Here is a 21,448-nt window from a genome sequence, read left to right as displayed (position 1 = left end):
TCTTCAGGTTGCCTAAGCCTTTTTTCAAAATGTCCTTTACAAAGGGTACACTTTAATCGAGATGGTAGGTTTTATTTTTATTTCAAATCTATTATCGATGTTACGTTCTAATTTGTTTATATACCCAGCCAGTTGCATCACTCAAACTATTAACACATAACTTTTTTGGAAGATAAAGAACATCTGAGAAGTTTTTCTTTGAATGCACATTGCTAAAACGTGGGTTTCTCGACTAACTCCTTCAAAGTAGGATGCCAGAGGCTTATGAAAGTTATCCGCAAAAAAACTTCCTGTATAGAAGTGTCATGCTACATGCAAGTAACTTCAATATACAAGAAGCTTAAAATGGGCATTTTAATACTTAGCTATTGTGTAATCAATTATTTCTTATACTGATTGAAACTCTCCAACTAACCTGAATATGCTTTTTTTGAATTCGGAAACCTCTGCTCCAGCAGTAATATAGCCTCCATTTTCTAAAGGGATTTTAATGCTAGGATTTATGCCAAATTCTTCTGTTATTTCAACTTCAAGTTCAAAAGATTCTACACCACTATTTATTCGAGAATTAGCAATCATTTTCCATTGTTGTTCATGTTAAAGCCAATATAAGTCTTCCGGAATGAAAGGCGCGTGGCTAGGGGCGGTTTTGGATAAATAAAAGATTATTCTTTTTGCAGGAAAGTAAGCTTGTATTCTAGAATGAAATTATATTGTCAATAATGTAAACAAGTATTAAATCGGATAATAGGAGAGAGCACATATATGTATGAACCGAAGATGAAGGAAACCGACAATAGTGTAATTGAATTTATTGAAAAAGTGGAAAGTGAGAAGAAGAAGGCAGATGCCTATCAGTTATTAGAAATTTTTGAAGAGGTAACTGGTTATGATGCAAAAATGTGGGGTCCTAGTATTATAGGCTTTGGTAGCTATCACTATAAGTATGCATCAGGACATGAAGGGGATGCACCTTTAGTCGGTTTTTCACCAAGAAAGGCGAAAATTAGTCTCTATTTAGCCTATGAAAGCGAGGAAAGAGAAAAATTATTAGCAAGCTTTGGTAAACACACGAAGAGTAAGGCTTGTATATATGTTAATAAATTAGCTGATATCGATAAAAATGTATTAAAGGATTTAATTAAACATACATTGGAAACATATCAGTAGGACCATAGGGACGGTTCTCTTGGACTACAAAACTAGCATGATACCGCGAGAATCGCCCCATGTCCCACTCTTAATCAGCTCCTGCACCACCTCCGGAGTCACCACCACCGCTTCCTCCCCCACTGCCGCCATCAGCTGATGAACTGCCATCTTTTCCCGTAGACTTATCCGTTTTAAAATAACCGAATGGTGGTTTACTCAACTTCCAAGTTTCGAATAAATAGTCCATTGGGTTTCCCTCTGAGTGGATAAAGGTGGAAAGAGGGGCTGTTTTCATCCAATCTTCGGATTGCATTGAAGGTATCGGAAATTCCCTTACCCCAAAAATGAGAGCGAGTCCAACCTGACGATCAAGTTGCGCACCGTCCTCAACTGAGGGAATACCTTCTTGTTTAAGCTGCTTTCTGAACATCTTGATTTCGGAACGGATTTGAGCCGCTTTTTTCGAAAGTAAAAGTCTTGGAAATGCTACAAAAAGCAGGGATCCGGATAATATGAACAATAGGTAAGGCAAGATCAGATTTGAATCAATCAGAAATATAACGTATAAAAGTGAAATAGCCAAAAACAGGAACATTTGAGAACGTCCTTCTTCAATCTTCGGGAACTTTATTAGCAAATAGCACGATACTGCTACATACAATAAAATGCCGAAGCCTGGAGTCGAGCCCGTGAAGTAAGCGAGAACAAGTCCTCCCACGATGGTAATCATCAAAACTCTATCTACGATGTGAAAAAATGTATAATGGATTAGCCCCCACTTTTTCATGTCCTGAATAACCTGGTGATACCAACGCTTCTCCATCTGCAAAAAGCGGTATCGTCCCAAGTAATAGCCATGCATGCTTCCCTTTTTCTCTTTGTGTGTTGCCCCATATACATTATTCATCGAAAAAATCCGGATCCCGCCACTGATTCTTCGTGTAAACAGCAAACTAGAAATGTTATTTCATGATCTGACAGCTTCTTTAATTTACGACGGAATGAAAAGCTAAGGGTACTGATTGGGGCTTTCGCGTCCCAAGCAAATCGTGTTGGAGTTTTCGTATGGCTAATCGTAATTAGACCCTTTTCAACAAGGGAAAGAATACCAGCAAAGAATACAAGATTATCTCTTTTCCCCGCCCGGTCAATTACATACAGATGTAGTGGGTCATATGTCTTCAAATCTACGCGATTACCGCTTCCTCGCAAAATACGCTGTGGAAGAAACATTAGCCCTAGCGCTATCGCAGTAAAAAGGATAGTTATAGCATATAAATTACGCACAAGTTTCGATTGTGACTTAATTTTTACTGATTCGTCATGCAAGAGATTATCCTCTTCTTCTAGCACTCTCTCAAGGCTAACGGGGGCTGCTTGTTTATTCTGATCTATCATAATTGAAGAAGGGAACAGCAGCCGTACTTCTGTCAGTTCTTCTTTTTTAGATACTGGCGTATGAAAGCTGACGAGCTCCTCCGTTCTTTCGGTTAACTCACCATTCGGATCGTGGATAAATGCATGGTAATCGTGGACATTAACTGGTTCAGGAAAAACAAGGTCAATGGTAAGGTTCTGCAAATCGACGCTATGGTTTTGACCTTCTCCAAAAAACGGAATGGTCAAATCACTAAATGTATCATATGAACGTACTGCATTTTTTAACTCATAATAATAGAAAGCGTACTTCGTCTCATTCCTTGCAGGAAGCTTCGCAGAAAAGGTATTATTATCCCTATTCACTTCGAGCGGACGTAATTCACTCATATCGATGAAACCTGGTACTCCATCCTGATTCAGCAACTCGTATGCCTCAAATTTGTTGATCCCCTTATGGCCATCTAAATGAACGGATCTGCTCACCCTGCTATATTCGCCATCAAATGTATATGCAAAAACCTCATTGACACGTAAATCCCCATTTGGTTGGATCCACGCTCTAATATGCACCTTATCTATCGAAAACGATCGGGCATCAACAAGCGAGGCATTCCATAACAATCCCATAAATACAAATATAGTAAATACATAGATTCTCTTCAAAGCCACCCCTCCCATTCTCCCTCTATCATAATCAAGCAGAAGCCGTCTGTACAGATGGGGGACAATATGATAAATAGGGGGATAATAAAGATTATTTTGAATATGTATTAACTAACCTAATAGATTTAGCAGTAAATCCAGGAGTTTTATCTTAAATTTAGTCGTACAGATTGGAGGTGTTGACGAACATGATTCAAAATTGGTTTACAAAAATAAAAAAATAGGTGTAAATCTATTTGTACGACCTTTTGAAAAGTTTACCATTGAAATTTATGGTAAGGTTTCTTTATAAGAGTATAGTTCACTCTTAATATAAATAATAATCTCTAAATCTATTAGGTTCTTTACATGAAATATACTATTAATAAGAAGTCTTCGTTCCATCCAATGCCATATAAGCTGAAAAATGAAATTTATCCCAATTGACAAAAGGATCCAATTATTGTAAGATGGATTTATATCATGATACAGCAATGGCTTTGATGTTTCTATGATAAGGGCTTAGAGCCCGTGGCGTTGGGGATCGCCTTTCCCGTTTTGACGGGATTCTCCCCACTTACTTAGAACATTCAGACCTTAGCTAAATAGTAGCTGAGGTCTTTTTTTTACATATAATCTTTGAGAGGCGGTATAGTTATGGGTGAAATAGATTATCGGGTTGGCTTAGATATTGGTACAAACTCCATAGGTTGGAGTGTAATAAGACTCAGATTCAATGAAATTGAAGAGCGTTATGAAAAAGCAGGGATAATCGATTTAGGGGTAAGAATGTTCGATAAAGCAGAGATGCCAAAAACAGGTGCTTCTTTAGCAGAGCCTAGAAGATTAGCTCGTTCTGCTAGAAGAAGATTAAGTCGCCGTAGTCAGAGGAAACATGAAATTCGCCAATTGTTAGTTGATCACCAAATAATTAAGAAAGATGAACTTGATAATCTATATCCTCTACCGCCTGGATCTGTTGATATTTGGGATATACGTATTGAGGCATTGGATAGACTTTTATCTAGAAATGAATGGGTAAGACTACTTATCCATTTATCGCAAAGACGTGGTTTCAAATCGAATCGGAAGTCAGAAGCAAAAGATACTGAAACTGGACAAGTCCTTTCTAGTATTAACGCAAATCAGCAACTTCTATCGAATTATCGTACTGTTGGGGAAATGTGGATGAAGGATGAAAAATTTACTCCATACGACAAACGTCACAATTCACAAAATGAATATATTTTTAATGTAAGTCGTTTTGATTTGCAGCAAGAAATCGTCACGTTATTCAATGCCCAACGTCAATTTAATTCTGACTATGCATCTGAAAGTCTTCAAGATAAGTACTTAGATATTTGGGGGCATCAGCTTCCATTTGCATCTGGTGATGATATTTTGAAAAAGGTAGGTTATTGCTCTATTGAACAAAAAGAACAAAGAATCCCTAAAGCAACATACTCCTTTCAATATTTCACCGCATTAGATAAATTAAATAATCTTAGATTTGGTGAAGATTCAAAACAACTATCGTGGGAACAGTGTCAGTTGCTCTTACACAATATGTTTGAAAGAACAGATTACTTTACGAAAAAAAATATACCAAAATTAACTTATTCACAACTTCGAAACTGGCTTAGTCTTGATGATGAAATTCGGTTTAATGGGATTTATTATGAGTCAAATGAGGAAATAAAGAAGGCAGAGGATAAGGAGTTTATTAGCCTTAAAGCATATTATGAGATAAGAAAAATCATATCACATCATTCTGATCGACTCCAACAGCATTTTGATGTCAAAGACTATGATACGTTCGGATATGCATTAACTGTATTTAAAAATGATAAAGACATTCGTTCTTATTTACAAAACAACGGAAATTTAGCAAAAAGAGTCTATGATCCAGGGTTAATTGAAGAGTTATTAAACCTTTCATACAGCAAGTTTGGTCATTTATCTTTTAAGGCTTTGTCTAATCTCTTACCAATTATGGAGTCAGGTAAAACATTTAGAGAGGCAGCAGATGAACTTAAATATGACTTAACAGGTCTTAGGAAGGTAAAGCGTTCAAGACTTTTGCCGGTTATTCCAAATGATATTACGAATCCAATCGTGAAGCGAGCATTGTCTCAGACTCGTAAAGTGGTAAATGCAATCATCAAGCGATATGGGTCACCATTATCCCTACATATTGAGCTTGCTAGAGAACTTTCTAAAGACCATACAGAAAGAAGAAAAATTCATAAAGAGCAGGATGAAAATAATAACCGAAATAATGGTGCCATTAAAACATTGATTGACTTTGGTGTAAAAAATCCTACTGGTTTTGATATAGTGCGCTATAAATTATGGAAAGAACAGAATGAGAAATGCGCGTATTCTTTGCGAAGAATACCAGCTGAGACTTTCTTTGCGGAACTTCGAAGGGAAAGAGGAAGTGCACCAATTCTTGATGTGGACCATATTTTACCGTATAGTCAAAGCTTCATGGATAGTTATCAAAATAAAGTTTTAGTATACAGTGATGAGAATCGGAAGAAAGGTAATAAGATTCCTTATGAATATTTATCAATGGACCCAAAAAGGTGGGAGGATTTCGAAACCTTTGTCCATTCAAATAAGGATTTTCGTGGAAATAAGAAGAAGTACTTATTGAAAAAAGAATACTCGCCTCGGGAAATGGAAATATCAAAAGAACGACATTTAAATGATACTCGCTATGCAACCCGATATTTTAAAAACTTTGTTGAGCAGACACTATTATTTAAAGAATCCAAGGAGCCAAGTCATCATAAGCGGGTACAAACTGTTAATGGAAAAATCACATCACATTTTAGAAGTCGCTGGGGTTTAGTTAAGGTGCGACAGGAGACACATTTACATCACGCCTTAGATGCAGTAGTAGTCGCTTGTACTGATCAAAATATGGTTAACAGGGTTACTAAGTATTATCAAAATAAAGAAAATCCAATGAAATCAAAGGAGCCTTACTTTCCTTGGCCATGGGAAGGTTTTCGAGACGAACTCCTAAATCGAATAAACAAGACCATTACCCCTGAAAAAGTAAGAACTTGTTTGGATTCTGGAATGGCACTGCCAGATTATATGATAGTTTCACGTATGCCGAAGCGTTCTGTTACAGGTGCTGCTCATAAAGAAACAATCATGATGTGTGGTGGAAAAGAAGAGAAAACAGGGAAAACAATAATTGTAAAAAGAGTAGCACTCAAAGAAATCAAATTTGATAAAAATGGTGATTTTGAAATGGTTGGAAAGGATCAGGATACGGCTACCTATGAGGCTATCAAGCAACGATATCTAGAATATGAAAAAGATGCAACAACGGCTTTTGTTAAGCCATTATATAAGCCATGTAAAGAGGGAATCGGAAATCCTATTAAAAAAGTTAAAGTAAAAGTGGAGACAAAATCATTCGTTCGGGAAGTTAATGGTGGAGTTGCAAACAACGGGGATCTCGTTAGGATTGATATTTTTCAAAAGGATGGTAAATATTCGATGGTTCCAGTTTACGTTATGGACACTACCTCTTTGAAATTACCTAATAAAATCGTTACTCCTAAAAAGGGATATGATTTGTGGACAGAAATTGATAGTACATTTCAATTTCATTGTAGTATACACCCTTACGATTTAATTAGAGTGAAAAATGGTAAAATAGATGAATTTTATTATTTTGCAACGATAGACATTAGTAATAACGTTGTTGAATGTATAGAAGTAAACACTCCCAATAAGAAGAAGATAAGTTTGAGTGGTCTTCATTTGCTTGAAAAATATGAGGTAGGCATTCTAGGGGATTTGGCATTAGTAAAAAGTGAAAAAAGAAAAACATTTCAACAGTCAAAAGTGCAAAAGGTTCTAAATTAATTCATTTCGGTAAGCGAGTTTATCCGCTTACCGTATTTTTTTCTCCTTTTTGGCAAGAATAATAGATAAATAAGTTAGGAGATGAGAAAAAAGATGAGTTGGCGTCATATTATGATCACCCAAAACGCGAAGCTTTCTGTTAAACATCATAAGTTAGTCATTCAACAAGAAATTACGTCCACAATCCCCCTTCAAGATATTGCATCGATAATAATAGAGGCTAGAGGAGTAACACTAACATCCCAATTGTTAAGTCAATGTGCTGAAAAGAAGATTGCTATTTTTACATGTGATGATAAAATACTCCCTAATGGAATTTTTAATTGCTTTCATCAGCATTCTAGGCAATTAACCGTAATAACAACACAATTTGGTCTAACTAAACCATTCAAAAAAAGAATTTGGCAGCAAATTGTTCGGCAAAAAATTGAAAATCAGGCTCTATGTCTCGAACTTTTAGGAAGAGAAGGGGCAAATGAACTAAGATTAATAGCAAAGACTGTTGAATCTGGCGATACCTCGAATCGGGAGGCATATGCCGCAAAGTTATACTTTCAATATTTATTTGAAAATGGTTTTACCCGTAGGTCGGAAGACCCGATAAATCGTCTTTTGAATTATGGATATGCAATTATGCGTGGAGCGGTTGCGAGGTGTTTAACAAACTATGGTTTTTTACCCAGCTTGGGAATTTACCATGATAATCAGTTAAATGCATTCAATCTAGCGGATGATTTTATGGAAGTCCTGCGCCCATTAGTTGATTTACATGTAGCACAACAAGAATCGGACATTTGGGACATTGAAACAAGAGCAGCCCTTGTTAATTTATTAAATATTGATGTTTCTATTACGAAAGAATACCGGTCTGTTACAGTTGCAATAGAGGATATGGTCAAAAGCTTTATCGCTTCAAGCCGTCAAAATGATACTTCTTATTTGAAACTACCTGAACTGCTCCCAATGAGGGCGCATCAGTATGAGTAACTTTATGAGGATCTTATTGTTTTTTGACCTACCGGTGAAGACAAAAAAAGAGAGAAGAGATTACACTCGGTTTAGGAATTATCTCTTAAACGAGGGCTTTGATATGATGCAATTCTCTGTTTACTGTCGTTTATGTAATGGACACGAGTCAATGGAGCGCCAACTAGAAAAGGTAAAGAAAAATCTCCCTCCAAGGGGACAAATTCGTGCATTGCCAGTTACTGAAAAGCAATTTGAACGTATGCGCCTCTTACTAGGTCCCAGAACTGTAAACGAAGAAAAAGTAACTATTAATCAGTTAACTTTATTTTAGAAGGTTACATATTTTTTTGATTGATTGGCTAAAATAAATAATTTGAAGATGAATATTCTATTTGTATTTGGGAATAATAGTAGTAAAGAGAACAGTTAATGGTTTTAAAAAAATCAAAACAATTTGTAGGAAAAACCCCAATTAAAATTTAATTTTTATAAGCCAAAAAGCCTGCAAATGTTGGAAATGCAGGCTTTTTGGCTTACCTATCATAATACAGCAATGGCTTTAATGGAACTATGACTTTTTTACAAAGTTTAATGAACGGATATGAATCATAATACAGCAATGGCTTTAATGGAACTATGACAGCGTTTGCCGCATTTGTACTAGCAAAGCTATCATAATACAGCAATGGCTTTAATGGAACTATGACCAAATTGGACAAACGTAAAAAAATGAAAATATCATAATACAGCAATGGCTTTAATGGAACTATGACCAAATTGAAAGGTCAGCCAAACCTACAATTATCATAATACAGCAATGGCTTTAATGGAACTATGACAAGTCTATCTATCGTATTATTTTGCGTGCTATCATAATACAGCAATGGCTTTAATGGAACTATGACAAGCCCATTTGTTTCATTGCCTTCGGAAGTATCATAATACAGCAATGGCTTTAATGGAACTATGACGTTGTACTTTTATGGTGATGATTCTACTTTATCATAATACAGCAATGGCTTTAATGGAACTATGACCAATCATCCGAGTTATAAGAAGTTAAATGATCATAATACAGCAATGGCTTTAATGGAACTATGACTAATATCGAGCAATCTGATTTTACTGATTTATCATAATACAGCAATGGCTTTAATGGAACTATGACTCATCTGTTTGAGGCCAGTCAAATAATGCAATCATAATACAGCAATGGCTTTAATGGAACTATGACGCATTTCTTTTGGTATATGGCTCCAGTTAAATCATAATACAGCAATGGCTTTAATGGAACTATGACCGGAATGGTGGAAGGAAGCCCAGGAAGGCGATCATAATACAGCAATGGCTTTAATGGAACTATGACTGATAGTAATGACTAAAAGTAAAAGCATATATCATAATACAGCAATGGCTTTAATGGAACTATGACACGTAGGATCACAGTTCCTTCACAAGCAATATCATAATACAGCAATGGCTTTAATGGAACTATGACCAAATCTGGAAACTCTTGAAATAGTTCATTATCATAATACAGCAATGGCTTTAATGGAACTATGACTAAGGATGGCATTGGTACGAAGGGGATATAATCATAATACAGCAATGGCTTCGATGGAACTATGACTTGCTCCATCATTGCCTGTTCCTGTCGTTCATCATAATACAGCAATGGCTTCGATGGAACTATGACACTCAAAAACTGCACAAACCTAATCAGAACATATCATAATACAGCAATGGCTTCGATGGAACTATGACTACTTTTAAACATCTTAAAACAGGTAGGAAATCATAATACAGCAATGGCTTCGATGGAACTATGACCTGTTAAATGCTTTATAACAATTGTTGATAATCATAATACAGCAATGGCTTCGATGGAACTATGACGTAAAATTCACACTTGCTACATATCTCGTATCATAATACAGCAATGGCTTCGATGGAACTATGACATTATTTATGTGCATCAGTGCGTACCATAAATCATAATACAGCAATGGCTTCGATGGAACTATGACCTTTCTTGCTCTTGTAGTTCATTAATTCGATCATAATACAGCAATGGCTTCGATGGAACTATGACTGAAAATCTTCATTAATCGCTTCAGCAATTATCATAATACAGCAATGGCTTCGATGGAACTATGACTTCAGAGTGTATGGATGTTGTTACTGACATATCATAATACAGCAATGGCTTCGATGGAACTATGACAGTGGTTATTTGTCTTACTTCTTCGACTATATCATAATACAGCAATGGCTTCGATGGAACTATGACAGCAATCAGGTTAACTCCACACAGTCGAGAATCATAATACAGCAATGGCTTCGATGGAACTATGACCCTCTCATATCTCGGTACGTGAATTCCTTCATCATAATACAGCAATGGCTTCGATGGAACTATGACAGTTCTGATAACGTTCTGAATAATCTTGTAATCATAATACAGCAATGGCTTCGATGGAACTATGACAATGGGATAGGGATAAACCAGAATGGTATTATCATAATACAGCAATGGCTTCGATGGAACTATGACTACGCATAAACAGTTGTATTTATTATCCCTATCATAATACAGCAATGGCTTCGATGGAACTATGACCAGTCCGAACAAGCGCAGACCTATACTATAATCATAATACAGCAATGGCTTCGATGGAACTATGACTGTGGTAACGACTGCCAATGCACCCGATACATCATAATACAGCAATGGCTTCGATGGAACTATGACTGATTTGATTGACTACAATGCTAGAGATATATCATAATACAGCAATGGCTTCGATGGAACTATGACGCAATTGCTCAGGTCATTTAAACCATCATCATCATAATACAGCAATGGCTTCGATGGAACTATGACACTTTATCTTGACCTAACATATGACCGCCAATCATAATACAGCAATGGCTTCGATGGAACTATGACAGATCAGATAGCTGGTGCACACATCGAATTTATCATAATGCAGCAATGGCTTTGATGGAACTATGACAATCTGTGTAAGGTTTTGACGCTTACGTTATCATAATACAGCAATGGTTTTAAAGGTATTCTCGTACTTATATAGTTTTATAAGAGATGAGATTTTAAGATAAAAAGGTTTCCGAATGTGCTAAAGAGTTCTTGACCATTGAAGGTAGTTTCCGATACGAGGTAATGGTAAATATACAGATCACATTTTCAAGTGAATATCGTGATGGAGTTGAAGTAAAACTTCTCCTACTTGGTCATTTAATAAATGTTAATGTCTAATAAATAATTTGATGATATAATTATGTTTAATCTTATTTAGTAAGGAGTGAGAAAAATAATCAAACGAATAAAAATAGAAAATGAGGACATCAAAAAGGCGATATGTTCTGGGGAAACATATATACAAGTTGATAATAGAAGTTTCCTTTTATTTGAAGTGGATGAAATTGAAGATGACGGTGTATATAATGTTGCCGATTCAGATGAAGAGGAACTGCTGCTATCTGCATTGAATAAAGATAATCCGTTGTTATCGGATGAAGAAATTATTAGAATACTGGATAACGAAAGATGAAGGTTCGTTGGAGAAAGTCAGCAATTCAATCCTTGATTGATCTCGATAAATGGAGAGTAGCAGTAGAATTACCAAGGATTGCAATGTTTCTAAAGATCAAAATTGGAAGTTATTTCCTACCGCGAAATTATCATTTACATATACATGGAAGAGAAGTGTTTATTAAGAACTATCCAGTTGATTTACGAATGACTTTGATATAGTTGGTAAATCCGAACCTTACAAAGTGTTTTATCGCCACACTTCAGGGAGCATTGAAATATTTCTAGTTAGACATCCCCGTCAAAAACCTCTTGGAAAATCACATTAAAGTGAGAATCCTGTAAAAACTACTTCTAAATTAAGACCATTTTCCTTGCACAGAATTTCCTTATTAGAAATGAATCCTGTCTACTCTATTTCAAGTAGAAGTCGGATGTTGGGTCGAGGTGTCCGTCACCAGCCAAAGATGTAAGGAAATTAACTTCGTTGATAAATTTTGAAATATTCCTTTTTACAAAATGAAAGAATACATAGGAGGTTCTTAATCATGCTTATTCAATGTACAAAAAAATTACTAGAACAACTTAATATCAGTCCGGAGCAAAGTGGTGAGGAAGAGCTCTTATTTTGTTGGCATGCTCATTTTATAATGGTAAACCGCAGAAAAACGGTTGTACTTGTAAATGACCAAAATCGGTATGTGATTGTTTTTCATGGATTAAAGGCAAAGGATTTTAAGCGCTTTGATGAAATAATAGTTCAGGGGATTCGTGAAACCTTTGAGGAAGAGGGGATTAAGGAAGAGATCATTGAGAAGTTTCTTCTTCAATCCGAGAAAGTTACCTATTCAAAAACAAAGGATTGTACCTCAGTTGCCAGATTGAATAAGGCATGTGAAAATGTATTTTTTAATGGTGAGCTTTTGGATAGTGACCAAATTATCAATACAATGACGAGTATGCGAGTTAGTCGTTATTTAGTTGGTGATGGCAAAAATGCTTATTTTCATCCGAATGATTTGATGTATCGGGATCTAGAGGCACTAGCTGGCTATTCCATTTTTCAGATAAAGGCAGTCCAACTCAAAATCACTCTGCAGCTTAAGGCGCATCGAGTTTGGAGACGTATTATCGTACCTGATAATCGGACATTTAAACAGTTGCATGACATTATCCAAGTGGCATTCGGCTGGAGAGACTATCATCACCATGAATTCTTTGTTTATGAGGGTGGCAAAGCTAAACATGGTTTATCTATTAATCATGCAGCTTTTTTTGAGACTGGGCATAAACCAATCGTGAATCTTGTTTGTGATGAGGAGGCATTTGCGTATCCTTCGGAAATAGAAATGAGACTAGAAAAGGGAATAAAGATTTCGGAATATATTCCCACACATAAGATGCTTAAATATAATTATGATTTTGGGGACAATTGGCAACATACAATCGAAGTGGAGCGAATGATTGATGATTATCATGTCAATTATCCTATCTGCCAGGATGGAGAAGGAAATACACCTCCAGAGGATGTTGGCGGAGAATATGGATATGAAGAATTTCTTATAATCCTTGGAAATCCAGAACATCCAGACCATAACCATATGACAACTTGGGCTAAAATGCAGGGTTATAAGGATTTTGATATTGAGAAAGTGAATTTGATTTTTAAAAATAAATGATAGCTACAATTACAAAAGGGGCAATTCTCAAAAATCAAGAAGATCAACAAAGCATTGCCCGATACTTTCTAAATTTTCAACAATCAGCACCAAAGGGACGGTTCTCTTGGATTGCAAAACTAGCATGAGACCGGGAGAACTGTCCCCTTGGATTCATTCCCTTATCATTTCCCTCAACTTCCTCTTTGCGCTTTTGCCCCATGATTTCGCTGCTTCTACAGTGACGTTGTGTTCAGATGCAATTTCTTGATAGCTTTTATCTTCGATGATTCGTCCTTGCAGCCACTTCAGTTGGTTCGCCGTTAATTTCTTACCATATACTTTGATCCATTCATTCTCAAATGGTTGTACTAAATGAAAATCAATGAGGGTTTCTACGTGATCCTCTCCTATTGCTTGATGAAATTCAGTGTATCGTCTCTCCATTTTTAACTGATCAAGCAGCTTTCCACGTATCGTTGTATAGGCGAAGGTGGAGAATTGCACCCCTTTTTCAGGGACAAATCGTTTCGATGCTTCCCATAATCCAATTAGGCCAATTTGATAAAATGATTCAAGCTCACGATAAAGACTTAATGATTTCATTACGGTTAAAATTAATGGCTTGTACTTTTCCTCTAACCTTTCAAATGGTACATCTTTATACACGTAAACTGGTCCTTTTAAAGAACGCGTTCCTTGTTTATTCCGCCGGTAACTTCACTTTATAAAATCAAATCATGCGTGTCGAAAGGGTGAATTTGAAATAAAAGACAATTGTCATAGTGCGATTTTCACGTATGATAGAGACAAGTTTGATATATGGGAATCGAAAAACTACTAGTACATACTCCTCGAGCAAAAAATCAATTTTTGAAATAGGTGAGCCACAAAAATCCATTTTTTGATGATAAAGGCCTCTAAAATACCTATATTTCACAAATTTGTCACAGTATTACCTATTTTATGTGATGTTTTATACAGTTTTGTTGTAAAATATTGTATTAGAATATTGTTGTAAGATTGTAAATTTTACAATAAATAAATGAATTAGGGGGAATTCCATGTTGGAAATGACAGATTACCAAATTAGTAGGTCGACAATGGCACTAGTGCCAATCGCACATGAAAGGCTTTGTACGAAAATAATTGATCGAAACGGGATATATTATTCAACGCAGACAGCTAAGGAATTACTTGAATTGGCTTGTTATGATGATGGTTGCACGATGGATGGAAAGAGGAAGGCTGTAACATACACATTGCGCATTAATCAAAAAATTCCCTTACCAATTAACCCAAGAAAAAACATCTATGCTTTTCCAACTACATCTCCAGACAAATTTGACTGTATATGGATTTTTGTCACCCACATCCAAGGAATTATCTCCATTGACAAACACAAAACGCTCATACGCTTCAAAAACAATGAGAAACTAATCGTACATGTTTCCAAATACATCATTGAAGAACAACAAAAACGCACAACGCTCTGCATGTTGAGATTTGGCGACATTGATCAATTGGCGTAAATACATAACTGATTCACAATGCTGACTTTGCTTGAGGCTAAATTCGAACTGTACATTTAAGGGGGTATATTTTTTGAAGTTAAATAATGATTACGAGGTTAATGCTAGAACAATCTACATAGAAAATGCTTACCATGAACACTTTCGAACAAAGATCAATGACATAGACGGTATATTTTTTAGTACAAAATCAGCAATACAATTATTAGATGATGCCTGCTTAGATGATTGTGCTGATTATCGATCAAGGAGAAGAGCAGTAAAAGAAGGTGTGGGCATCCATCAAAAGATTCCAATCCCTGTAATACCTATAGAGAAAGTTTATGCAGTACCAACTCATTCGCCAAATCATGATGATAATGTGTGGTTTTTTGCAGAGTATTATTTATATTGCAAACCCCTTGGTAAAGAAAAGGCGGAGATCTTTTTTAACAATGGTTCGAGTCTAATAGTATCTGTATCAGCATATACAATTGAAAGACAGATTGAACGAGCAGGACGCTGTATCCTGCGATTCTCACCAATCAATCATCTGGGGTTTTGGTTGAATAAACCTTCACATATCCGGTGATTACTATCATACGTACAAAAATGCTACAACACATGACGTGTTTGTAGCATTTTTTATTTCTAACTTAGTGAATAATGGTATGGATCTTCTGGAGTATTTTTAAAGGATTTTTAGTTAGGGAAGATTTTGTGAAAGAAGCTAGGTTTATCGGGTAATTACCAAAATTGGAGCAAATATAGGAACGATTGTAGTGCAGAATTTTCTGATATGTATGCTTAAGCAAAACCCCTTAGACAGTAATAAGAATTATAATTCGAGATTATTTAGTTTTATAATCAAGCTCATGACGCTTAATGAGCAGCAATATGGCAAATAAGAAAAAAGACCTTATGGTTAACTTTGTAGCATAAGGTCTTTGGAAACTAGGTACTATCCCCAGTACTTTATAACTTATAACGATTTTACTTATCATCAATGTGTTATTTATATAAAAATACCTTAAGGTTATCATGGCTATCAAGTGTGGCGAGCAGGACATTTTTCACCTCAGTTTTATATAAGTTTTCTAAGCTAGAAATAACCCATGCTTCGCTTTTTTGAATTTGTTTTAAAGCCTTTGAATTAAATTTGCCTTCTTTAATAATCGTCTTCGGAAAATCGAATGGCTGTGTTTCCATCTGCATCAATGATGGTGTTAATGGCTCATATTTCGGATCCAAAAAAATTGAAAACTTTCCGTCTGCCTCCCAAATCGCTAAGGCTACTTTCTTCACATCTTCTATTTTTTCTTCTCGTAATTCTTCTAGTAAAACGTCAATAGAGATCCGTGCTTTTTTTAATGATTTGTAGATAATTTCGCCATCCTTAACGATGGTAATGGGTGGAGGGGTAACCAATCTTCTAAACCACGGCCATTTTAAAATAATAAACACACCCCAAAAATACATGACAACCAATACACTTGTTGTGATGATAGACCCTTTAAGACCAAGATCTTCGTCTGATAGTGGGTGGGCAATAATATTTCCAATGACTAATGCAATTGCGAAATCAAGGGGTCTTAATTGCGAGATGGCACGTTGACCTAAAATCTTTGTAACAATAATTAATAAGAAAAAAGCAACAATAGCTCGAAGAATCCACTCAATGCTAGTAAGTGTTTCTTGGCTTTGGAAAAAATCCATACCAAACACATCCCTTACAAAAAATACTATTACATAGTCTAACACTGATGTTGTTTTATTAAACTTCCATTGGAGAATCCAGGTGGACAGTTCTCCTGGATCAGAAGCGTTTTTTAAACATTGATATAATCTATCCAATATTTAGAATCTATATTAAAATAGTATTAGAAAGTTACACCGATTTTGGGGAGTTGTAGAAATGGATTTAAGCATTATTTTACTAGGTATAGGAATTGTTGCATTGTTACTAACGTTGTTAATGACAATCATTAAGTTTTTTAAGGGGAACTATAAAATTTCTCCAGTGATCCTCTCATTATTGCTGGTAGGGTTAATTTCAATTTCTGCAGGATTTGTGTTAATGATTCCGAATGAAAAGGAACAGGTTCAAAAGAAAGAAGATGTACAAACACAAGCAGAGCAAATGACTAATGAAGAAGATGCCAATGAAAAAGATGAAACAGAAATTAATGAAATAGAGCCATTAAAAATTGCGAGAACATTTGTTGAGCAAGAGATGGCCAAACAAGTGGGCTTGAGGAAATGGGAAATCACAGAGCATATGGTATATTCCGATAAAAATGTCTACAACATAGCGGATTACGACAAACCCGAAGGTGATATGAGGAAAGTATGGATTACTGGTAGTGTAAGAGGAACCTCTGATGACGGTATAACTGGGAATGTCGGCTATGACCTTGAATTGTATCAGATGAAGGGCGATACGAAATGGTATATAGGAGAACATTGGGGTGTATTAGCTAATCTCGAGATAACGGATGAACCTGTTGTTAAGGAGAGAGAGAGGAATGACGAGGAACTGCCAATGGGTAAAGAATCTGAAAACCCTAATGAAGAAAAATCAGTTGACGCAGCCAAGCCGAAACAGCCTACACTTACAGAAAATGATCTGAAGGGGGCTTGGCATTGGAATGATTCTGATGACTTCTATATGATTCTACGCAACGATCATACATATAGTTATATTGAAAAAAATGCGGGATTTGTGTCTGAAGGAACCTATACTGTCGAAAAGCTTGGTGACCAATTTAAGGTAACTGTGCACTATACCACTGATGAATATGATAGTGTCATGACGATTAACCTTATCGATAAAAATCGCCATGAGGGAATGGAAGACGGAAATAGTTGGAGAGCTGTGAGAGTGAATCTAGCAGATGCAGAGCAGGTATTACGAAGTGTAAAGTAGAATAAGTAGTCATCAATGAAATAGCCTAGTCTTGGAACTAGGCTATTTTAATATAGTGTTAGGGGAGGGGAGACGAAATGAGTAAGGTGAAATACTGGGGAGTGACTGTATTAATAGGATTGCTGTTATGTATAGCTTATTGGTGGGCAACAATAGATGACCGGAGCGATCCGCTGAATAACCCTGTTGTATTTATATATAGTGATAACAGCATGCTTTCTTGGTTCAATCTATCTATTAAAAATGGAAAGGTGAAGGGTAATCTTTATCAACATAAAGTCATTGAGGAGATCGGCGAAGTTCCAGTTATAGAGAAAAAAACATACCCCTTAACGGGTAAAGTAACTGAAAAAGGATATGAATTTAGGGTACAAAGGGCAAGAACATCATGATGCTTGACGCTTGGTTTTCTGGAACCAATCTTCTTGTACAGGAGCAAGGGGAAAAGACCAATAAATCATATAGTGCTGTCGATAAAGAGGAACTTGATGAATATGCAAAGATGATCCAGGATGAGTTGGAAAATGCGATTTACCATTCAGAGGAAAAAGAGAAGGCACGGATTAGGGAATTTTTCTCTGATTTAAGAAGTGTTTACGGATACCTTTACACTGCGGAGAACGGATCGTTCCAGGTTTTCCTGAAAATTGACGAAGCCCTTCTTGAGGGGGAAGTGTCTGGTTCCCTTTCTATGATGACTGAAACGGGGAATCAAGACATGCTATATGAGGAAACCAAGTATGAGATAAACGGAATAACGGACGGAATGATAATAAAGTTGTACACCAAAGTAGATGGAAATGAAACAAAGTTAGAGGGAAATTTTCATCAGGATGCGTATAGCTTCGATCTTTCATTTTGGACAACTGACGATAAGTTAACATTTTATGCGGTAACGGAAGCGGAATTCAAAAGGAAGTTTGGAAAATAGGTGACAGGTCTGTACAGTTAATATTCATATATAGTTTTTTAATAAACAAATATCCTTGTTTATTAGCTAAAGTGAAAACAGAGTCAGTTATTTAAATGAATTGTAAGGATTATGAATTAATGTCAAATACCCAAAGGATATGCCCGATAACTTTAGGTTATGTGCGCAAACCCTGGTTATATGCACGATACCCATTCCCACGCAATGCATATTTATGTGGGAGCGGGTTCCTGCCTAAAACGCTCCCGCACCACCGCCGCCACCAGAGCCACCGCTTGATCCACTACCGGAGGATCCAGAGTCGGAAGATGAGTATGTGCGGTAATAGTAATGATTTGGGTAGTGGAAAATGTCAGTTGTATCTACTGATAGAAGCGGTGTAAGGGTTTCTGCATCTTTAGAAAAGCTCCCTCTATATCTTAATTTTAGTTCGAACAATAGATTGAGAGAAAGCGCATGCTGGACCCATTTTTCTGAATCCTTGAGTGGGAAGCTTCCCCTACTAATTTCTTTGCGGAACATTTTGACTCCTTTTCGATAAGAATTACCTGCAATTGTCGTTTGAGCTACCGGCATAAATAAGGCAAGCACAAATAATAAGCTTGAAAGTGTGAAAAACGAATCCGACAGATCGTAGCTTAGAACGCCAGTGAATATAGCTGCCACTGCCATGAAAATTGGATAAGAAAAACGTTTGCGTTTTATTCTTAGTAGGATAGTCCAACCTAAAACTAGACCTGCCCCGATTAAAAGCACGGAGAGCCCATCAGTCATCCCCATATATGAATTGAATATTGCTAAAATAATCCAAAGCGGGACACCCCATTTTATTAGGGTGTTTCTAAGGGTATTCTTTTTTACAAACTTCCGAATTTCCTTGTCCATTAATACCATTTCTGCCCACTTTTGAAAGGTTTCATGGAAGTTCTTTTCAGCTTGTTTATTTTCCTTCACATATCTCTGATTCTCCCTCTTTTCAATGCTTGTTTGAAAAGGTAGTCGATCAATAGAAAAAGTCTTTTGCCCCTTGTCATTCGTTACAAAAAGCCATCGAATGAGTTCTTCTTCATATTCTCTCAAACTAGCATTATCCTTTATAACAGTAAAAAGAAATGTATGGTTCGGTGCATTTTGATCCTCCAAATACGCTGCTCTTGCACGGACACGCTCCATTTTTAACACGCCATTTTGTTCAAGACGGAATAACGAACTAACCAAGTCAATATGCTTCAAAATCCCTTTACGATAGACAGCTGTTAATAGTAAAGAATCCATATCCTCGAGGTTTTGAAGGCGAACACCTTTAGTGAGTAACTTAAGTACCCAAGAGAAAATAATAAACAAAATCAGAAGTATGACAATTACAACTACAAACGAATTAATTGTTTCTGCAGTCGAGTTCCATTTGCTTCTTTTTTCTAATTGCTTTTGATATGCTTCTTCTTCCTCGAGAAAGGTAGATAACATTGTGGTGTCTTCCGTGTATTCAGCCTCTTTTAAAAAGTCTTGCGGAAACAAGTAGCGTATCTCAACCGTTTTTTCAGCAGGAAGTAATTCATTTTCATAAACAATTCCATGCTGCTTTGACATATTTATTTTCCCGCCAGTAAGGTCATGCAAGAAAATTTGCCCCTTGTGTGTGGCACTCTGATCATTGATTAATGCAAGTTGAATCCGAAGATGATGCAAATCCGTTTCATTCATCTCATCGAAAAAGCGCCAATAAAAATGGCCAGTATCTCGGAATTTGGTCGTGGCATCTTTTATCCGATAGCGATAAAAAACCTTCTTGTTCTCATCCTTTGATTTCGTATGTATTTTAAAAGTTAAATCTTCTCTTTCTACCTTTAAACGCTTCATTTTTTCATGATTCATCGACTCTATTTGTATGTCATCTGGGGCGAGATACCCCTCAAAAAAGACGACACCACTATGGTCATCATCTCCAATTGACCGAGTTGTTCCATTAAATGAGCCATCAAACGTATAGCTGTACAGCTCCTCCACATATAGGTCGCCATCCTCTAAAATAAACGCCCGAATGTCTACCTTATCAATTGTGAAAGACTTCGCCAGAGTAGAAACCGGATTTATTATTAGTAGGATTAAAAAAATAAGAAGAAAAAGCAACTTTTTCACAAATTATCTCTCCCTAATCACCATGAATAGGCACATTATAGCATAGTAAGAGTTTAATATTTCCAATATAGTAGAAAAATAGGGAATTTGGCCTGTGGAAGGCACATAATTCATGAGTATTCATATGAATAAATACACAAGATACGTACGAACAAACCAATCAAATTAGATTTACGGTCATTAAAAAGAAAATACGGTCGTTAATCAAAAAATACGGTCATCAAACTGAAAATACGGCCGTTATTTCAAAAATACGGTCATAAACAAAATTTACGACATATACTTCGCATACTCTAGAATAATGTATGGAAAAAAGTACTAAAAATTCACATTTGTAATTTTATAGTAGTAAAACATAATTGATAGTATAATAGTCCCAAGAGGATAATTGGCAAACCCTTCGAAAGAGGGGGACGCAAAGCTACGAGTCTAAGGTCAATTGACTATGACAGTCGGGTTGCATTTGCAAACCAAGTTGGAGTGTGCCTAATTTGGTTTTTTATCATTTTCCGACAGAAGACTCCCTCTTCAATCATGAGATGGGCGCAGCCCAACGATAAGGGGGAGATGAATGTCGGCTGGCAGTAGCCAAAGTGGTTTCCGTATGGTACAATTAGAACAAATGTTCTCTAAAGGTGAGATGAAAACAATGCTAATCAACAAGGCATACAAATTCCGTATCTATCCAACTATAGA

Annotated in this window: 19 protein-coding genes, 1 CRISPR repeat array and 1 riboswitch; of the genes, 13 read left to right on the top strand and 6 right to left on the bottom strand. The window is 36.2% G+C overall.

Annotated features, from left to right (window positions below):
• Positions 1-387 precede the first annotated feature (387 nt).
• On the bottom strand, positions 388-579 hold the full coding sequence (locus MJG50_RS20610; protein ID WP_240257663.1) for a hypothetical protein: 192 nt from the start codon (positions 577-579) through the stop codon (positions 388-390).
• 186 nt (positions 580-765) lie between these two features.
• Between MJG50_RS20610 and MJG50_RS20605 the strand changes: the two genes are divergently transcribed.
• The gene (locus MJG50_RS20605; RefSeq protein ID WP_240257662.1) at positions 766-1,170 is read left to right on the top strand and encodes a DUF1801 domain-containing protein; all 405 of its coding nucleotides are present in this window, start codon (positions 766-768) and stop codon (positions 1,168-1,170) included.
• A gap of 70 nt (positions 1,171-1,240) precedes the next feature.
• Here the strand turns inward: MJG50_RS20605 and MJG50_RS20600 are convergent, their stop codons facing one another.
• Positions 1,241-2,059 carry a hypothetical protein gene (locus MJG50_RS20600; RefSeq protein ID WP_240257661.1) on the bottom strand — a complete coding sequence of 273 codons (819 nt, stop codon included), beginning with the start codon at positions 2,057-2,059 and terminating at the stop codon, positions 1,241-1,243.
• Entirely contained in the window at positions 2,056-3,195 is a 1,140-nt protein-coding gene (locus MJG50_RS20595; protein WP_240257660.1) for a DUF2207 domain-containing protein, read from the bottom strand. The genes MJG50_RS20600 and MJG50_RS20595 overlap by 4 nt, the downstream gene beginning before the upstream one ends.
• Positions 3,196-3,831: 636 nt before the next feature.
• Between MJG50_RS20595 and cas9 the strand changes: the two genes are divergently transcribed.
• The 7 genes from cas9 to MJG50_RS22250 all read left to right on the top strand — a co-directional run bounded on the left by cas9 (position 3,832) and on the right by MJG50_RS22250 (position 13,394).
• Positions 3,832-7,065 carry a type II CRISPR RNA-guided endonuclease Cas9 gene (cas9, locus tag MJG50_RS20590; RefSeq protein WP_240257659.1) on the top strand — a complete coding sequence of 1,078 codons (3,234 nt, stop codon included), beginning with the start codon at positions 3,832-3,834 and terminating at the stop codon, positions 7,063-7,065.
• Positions 7,066-7,158: 93 nt separating this feature from the next.
• Complete coding sequence (cas1, locus tag MJG50_RS20585) at positions 7,159-8,052, top strand: type II CRISPR-associated endonuclease Cas1 (protein ID WP_240257658.1); 894 nt, start codon at positions 7,159-7,161, stop codon at positions 8,050-8,052.
• On the top strand, positions 8,045-8,365 hold the full coding sequence (gene cas2 / locus MJG50_RS20580) for a CRISPR-associated endonuclease Cas2 (RefSeq protein WP_240257657.1): 321 nt from the start codon (positions 8,045-8,047) through the stop codon (positions 8,363-8,365). Before cas1 ends, cas2 begins: the two co-directional genes overlap by 8 nt.
• Positions 8,366-8,573: 208 nt before the next feature.
• Positions 8,574-11,051: a CRISPR direct-repeat array (repeat unit 36 nt; unit sequence ATCATAATACAGCAATGGCTTCGATGGAACTATGAC).
• Positions 11,052-11,357: 306 nt separating this feature from the next.
• Positions 11,358-11,606, top strand: coding sequence for a hypothetical protein (locus MJG50_RS20575; RefSeq protein ID WP_240257656.1), 249 nt, complete (start codon positions 11,358-11,360; stop codon positions 11,604-11,606).
• Entirely contained in the window at positions 11,603-11,809 is a 207-nt protein-coding gene (locus tag MJG50_RS20570; RefSeq protein ID WP_240257655.1) for a hypothetical protein, read from the top strand. The genes MJG50_RS20575 and MJG50_RS20570 overlap by 4 nt, the downstream gene beginning before the upstream one ends.
• Before the next feature lie 326 nt (positions 11,810-12,135).
• The gene (locus MJG50_RS20565; protein ID WP_240257654.1) at positions 12,136-13,266 is read left to right on the top strand and encodes a plasmid pRiA4b ORF-3 family protein; all 1,131 of its coding nucleotides are present in this window, start codon (positions 12,136-12,138) and stop codon (positions 13,264-13,266) included.
• Complete coding sequence (locus MJG50_RS22250; RefSeq protein ID WP_275695700.1) at positions 13,263-13,394, top strand: hypothetical protein; 132 nt, start codon at positions 13,263-13,265, stop codon at positions 13,392-13,394. The genes MJG50_RS20565 and MJG50_RS22250 overlap by 4 nt, the downstream gene beginning before the upstream one ends.
• Positions 13,395-13,419: 25 nt before the next feature.
• On the opposite strand, the gene MJG50_RS20560 is transcribed toward MJG50_RS22250, so the two are convergent.
• Positions 13,420-13,914 carry a sigma-70 family RNA polymerase sigma factor gene (locus tag MJG50_RS20560; RefSeq protein ID WP_345893259.1) on the bottom strand — a complete coding sequence of 165 codons (495 nt, stop codon included), beginning with the start codon at positions 13,912-13,914 and terminating at the stop codon, positions 13,420-13,422.
• 404 nt (positions 13,915-14,318) lie between these two features.
• On the opposite strand from MJG50_RS20560, the gene MJG50_RS20555 reads away from it, so the two are divergent.
• Both MJG50_RS20555 and MJG50_RS20550 read left to right on the top strand, forming a co-directional pair.
• Entirely contained in the window at positions 14,319-14,777 is a 459-nt protein-coding gene (locus MJG50_RS20555) for a competence protein ComK (protein WP_240257664.1), read from the top strand.
• A 73-nt stretch (positions 14,778-14,850) separates the two neighbouring features.
• The gene (locus MJG50_RS20550; RefSeq protein WP_240257652.1) at positions 14,851-15,348 is read left to right on the top strand and encodes a competence protein ComK; all 498 of its coding nucleotides are present in this window, start codon (positions 14,851-14,853) and stop codon (positions 15,346-15,348) included.
• A 419-nt stretch (positions 15,349-15,767) separates the two neighbouring features.
• Here MJG50_RS20550 and MJG50_RS20545 read toward each other — a convergent pair whose 3' ends face one another.
• On the bottom strand, positions 15,768-16,472 hold the full coding sequence (locus MJG50_RS20545) for a DUF421 domain-containing protein (RefSeq protein ID WP_240257651.1): 705 nt from the start codon (positions 16,470-16,472) through the stop codon (positions 15,768-15,770).
• A gap of 199 nt (positions 16,473-16,671) precedes the next feature.
• Here MJG50_RS20545 and MJG50_RS20540 point away from each other — a divergent pair, with 199 nt between their 5' ends.
• From MJG50_RS20540 to MJG50_RS20530, 3 genes are all read left to right on the top strand, one after another.
• The gene (locus tag MJG50_RS20540; protein ID WP_240257650.1) at positions 16,672-17,682 is read left to right on the top strand and encodes a hypothetical protein; all 1,011 of its coding nucleotides are present in this window, start codon (positions 16,672-16,674) and stop codon (positions 17,680-17,682) included.
• 77 nt (positions 17,683-17,759) lie between these two features.
• Positions 17,760-18,074 (top strand): hypothetical protein, encoded by a 315-nt coding sequence (locus tag MJG50_RS20535; RefSeq protein WP_240257649.1) that lies wholly within the window; start codon positions 17,760-17,762, stop codon positions 18,072-18,074.
• A complete protein-coding gene (locus tag MJG50_RS20530) occupies positions 18,071-18,613 on the top strand; it encodes a hypothetical protein (protein ID WP_240257648.1) in 543 nt (180 codons plus the stop codon). The genes MJG50_RS20535 and MJG50_RS20530 overlap by 4 nt, the downstream gene beginning before the upstream one ends.
• Positions 18,614-18,847: 234 nt before the next feature.
• Here MJG50_RS20530 and MJG50_RS20525 read toward each other — a convergent pair whose 3' ends face one another.
• Entirely contained in the window at positions 18,848-20,752 is a 1,905-nt protein-coding gene (locus MJG50_RS20525; RefSeq protein ID WP_240257647.1) for a DUF2207 domain-containing protein, read from the bottom strand.
• Positions 20,753-21,132: 380 nt separating this feature from the next.
• A riboswitch (cyclic di-GMP riboswitch) is annotated at positions 21,133-21,217 on the top strand.
• Positions 21,218-21,448 lie beyond the last annotated feature (231 nt).

The sequence above is a fragment of the Fredinandcohnia quinoae genome (genome assembly GCF_022427965.1).
In the GTDB taxonomy this organism is placed as follows: domain Bacteria; phylum Bacillota; class Bacilli; order Bacillales; family Bacillaceae_L; genus Ferdinandcohnia; species Ferdinandcohnia quinoae.
Note: the sequence above shows the minus strand (reverse complement) of the source record. Positions and strands in the feature narration are given on the sequence as shown.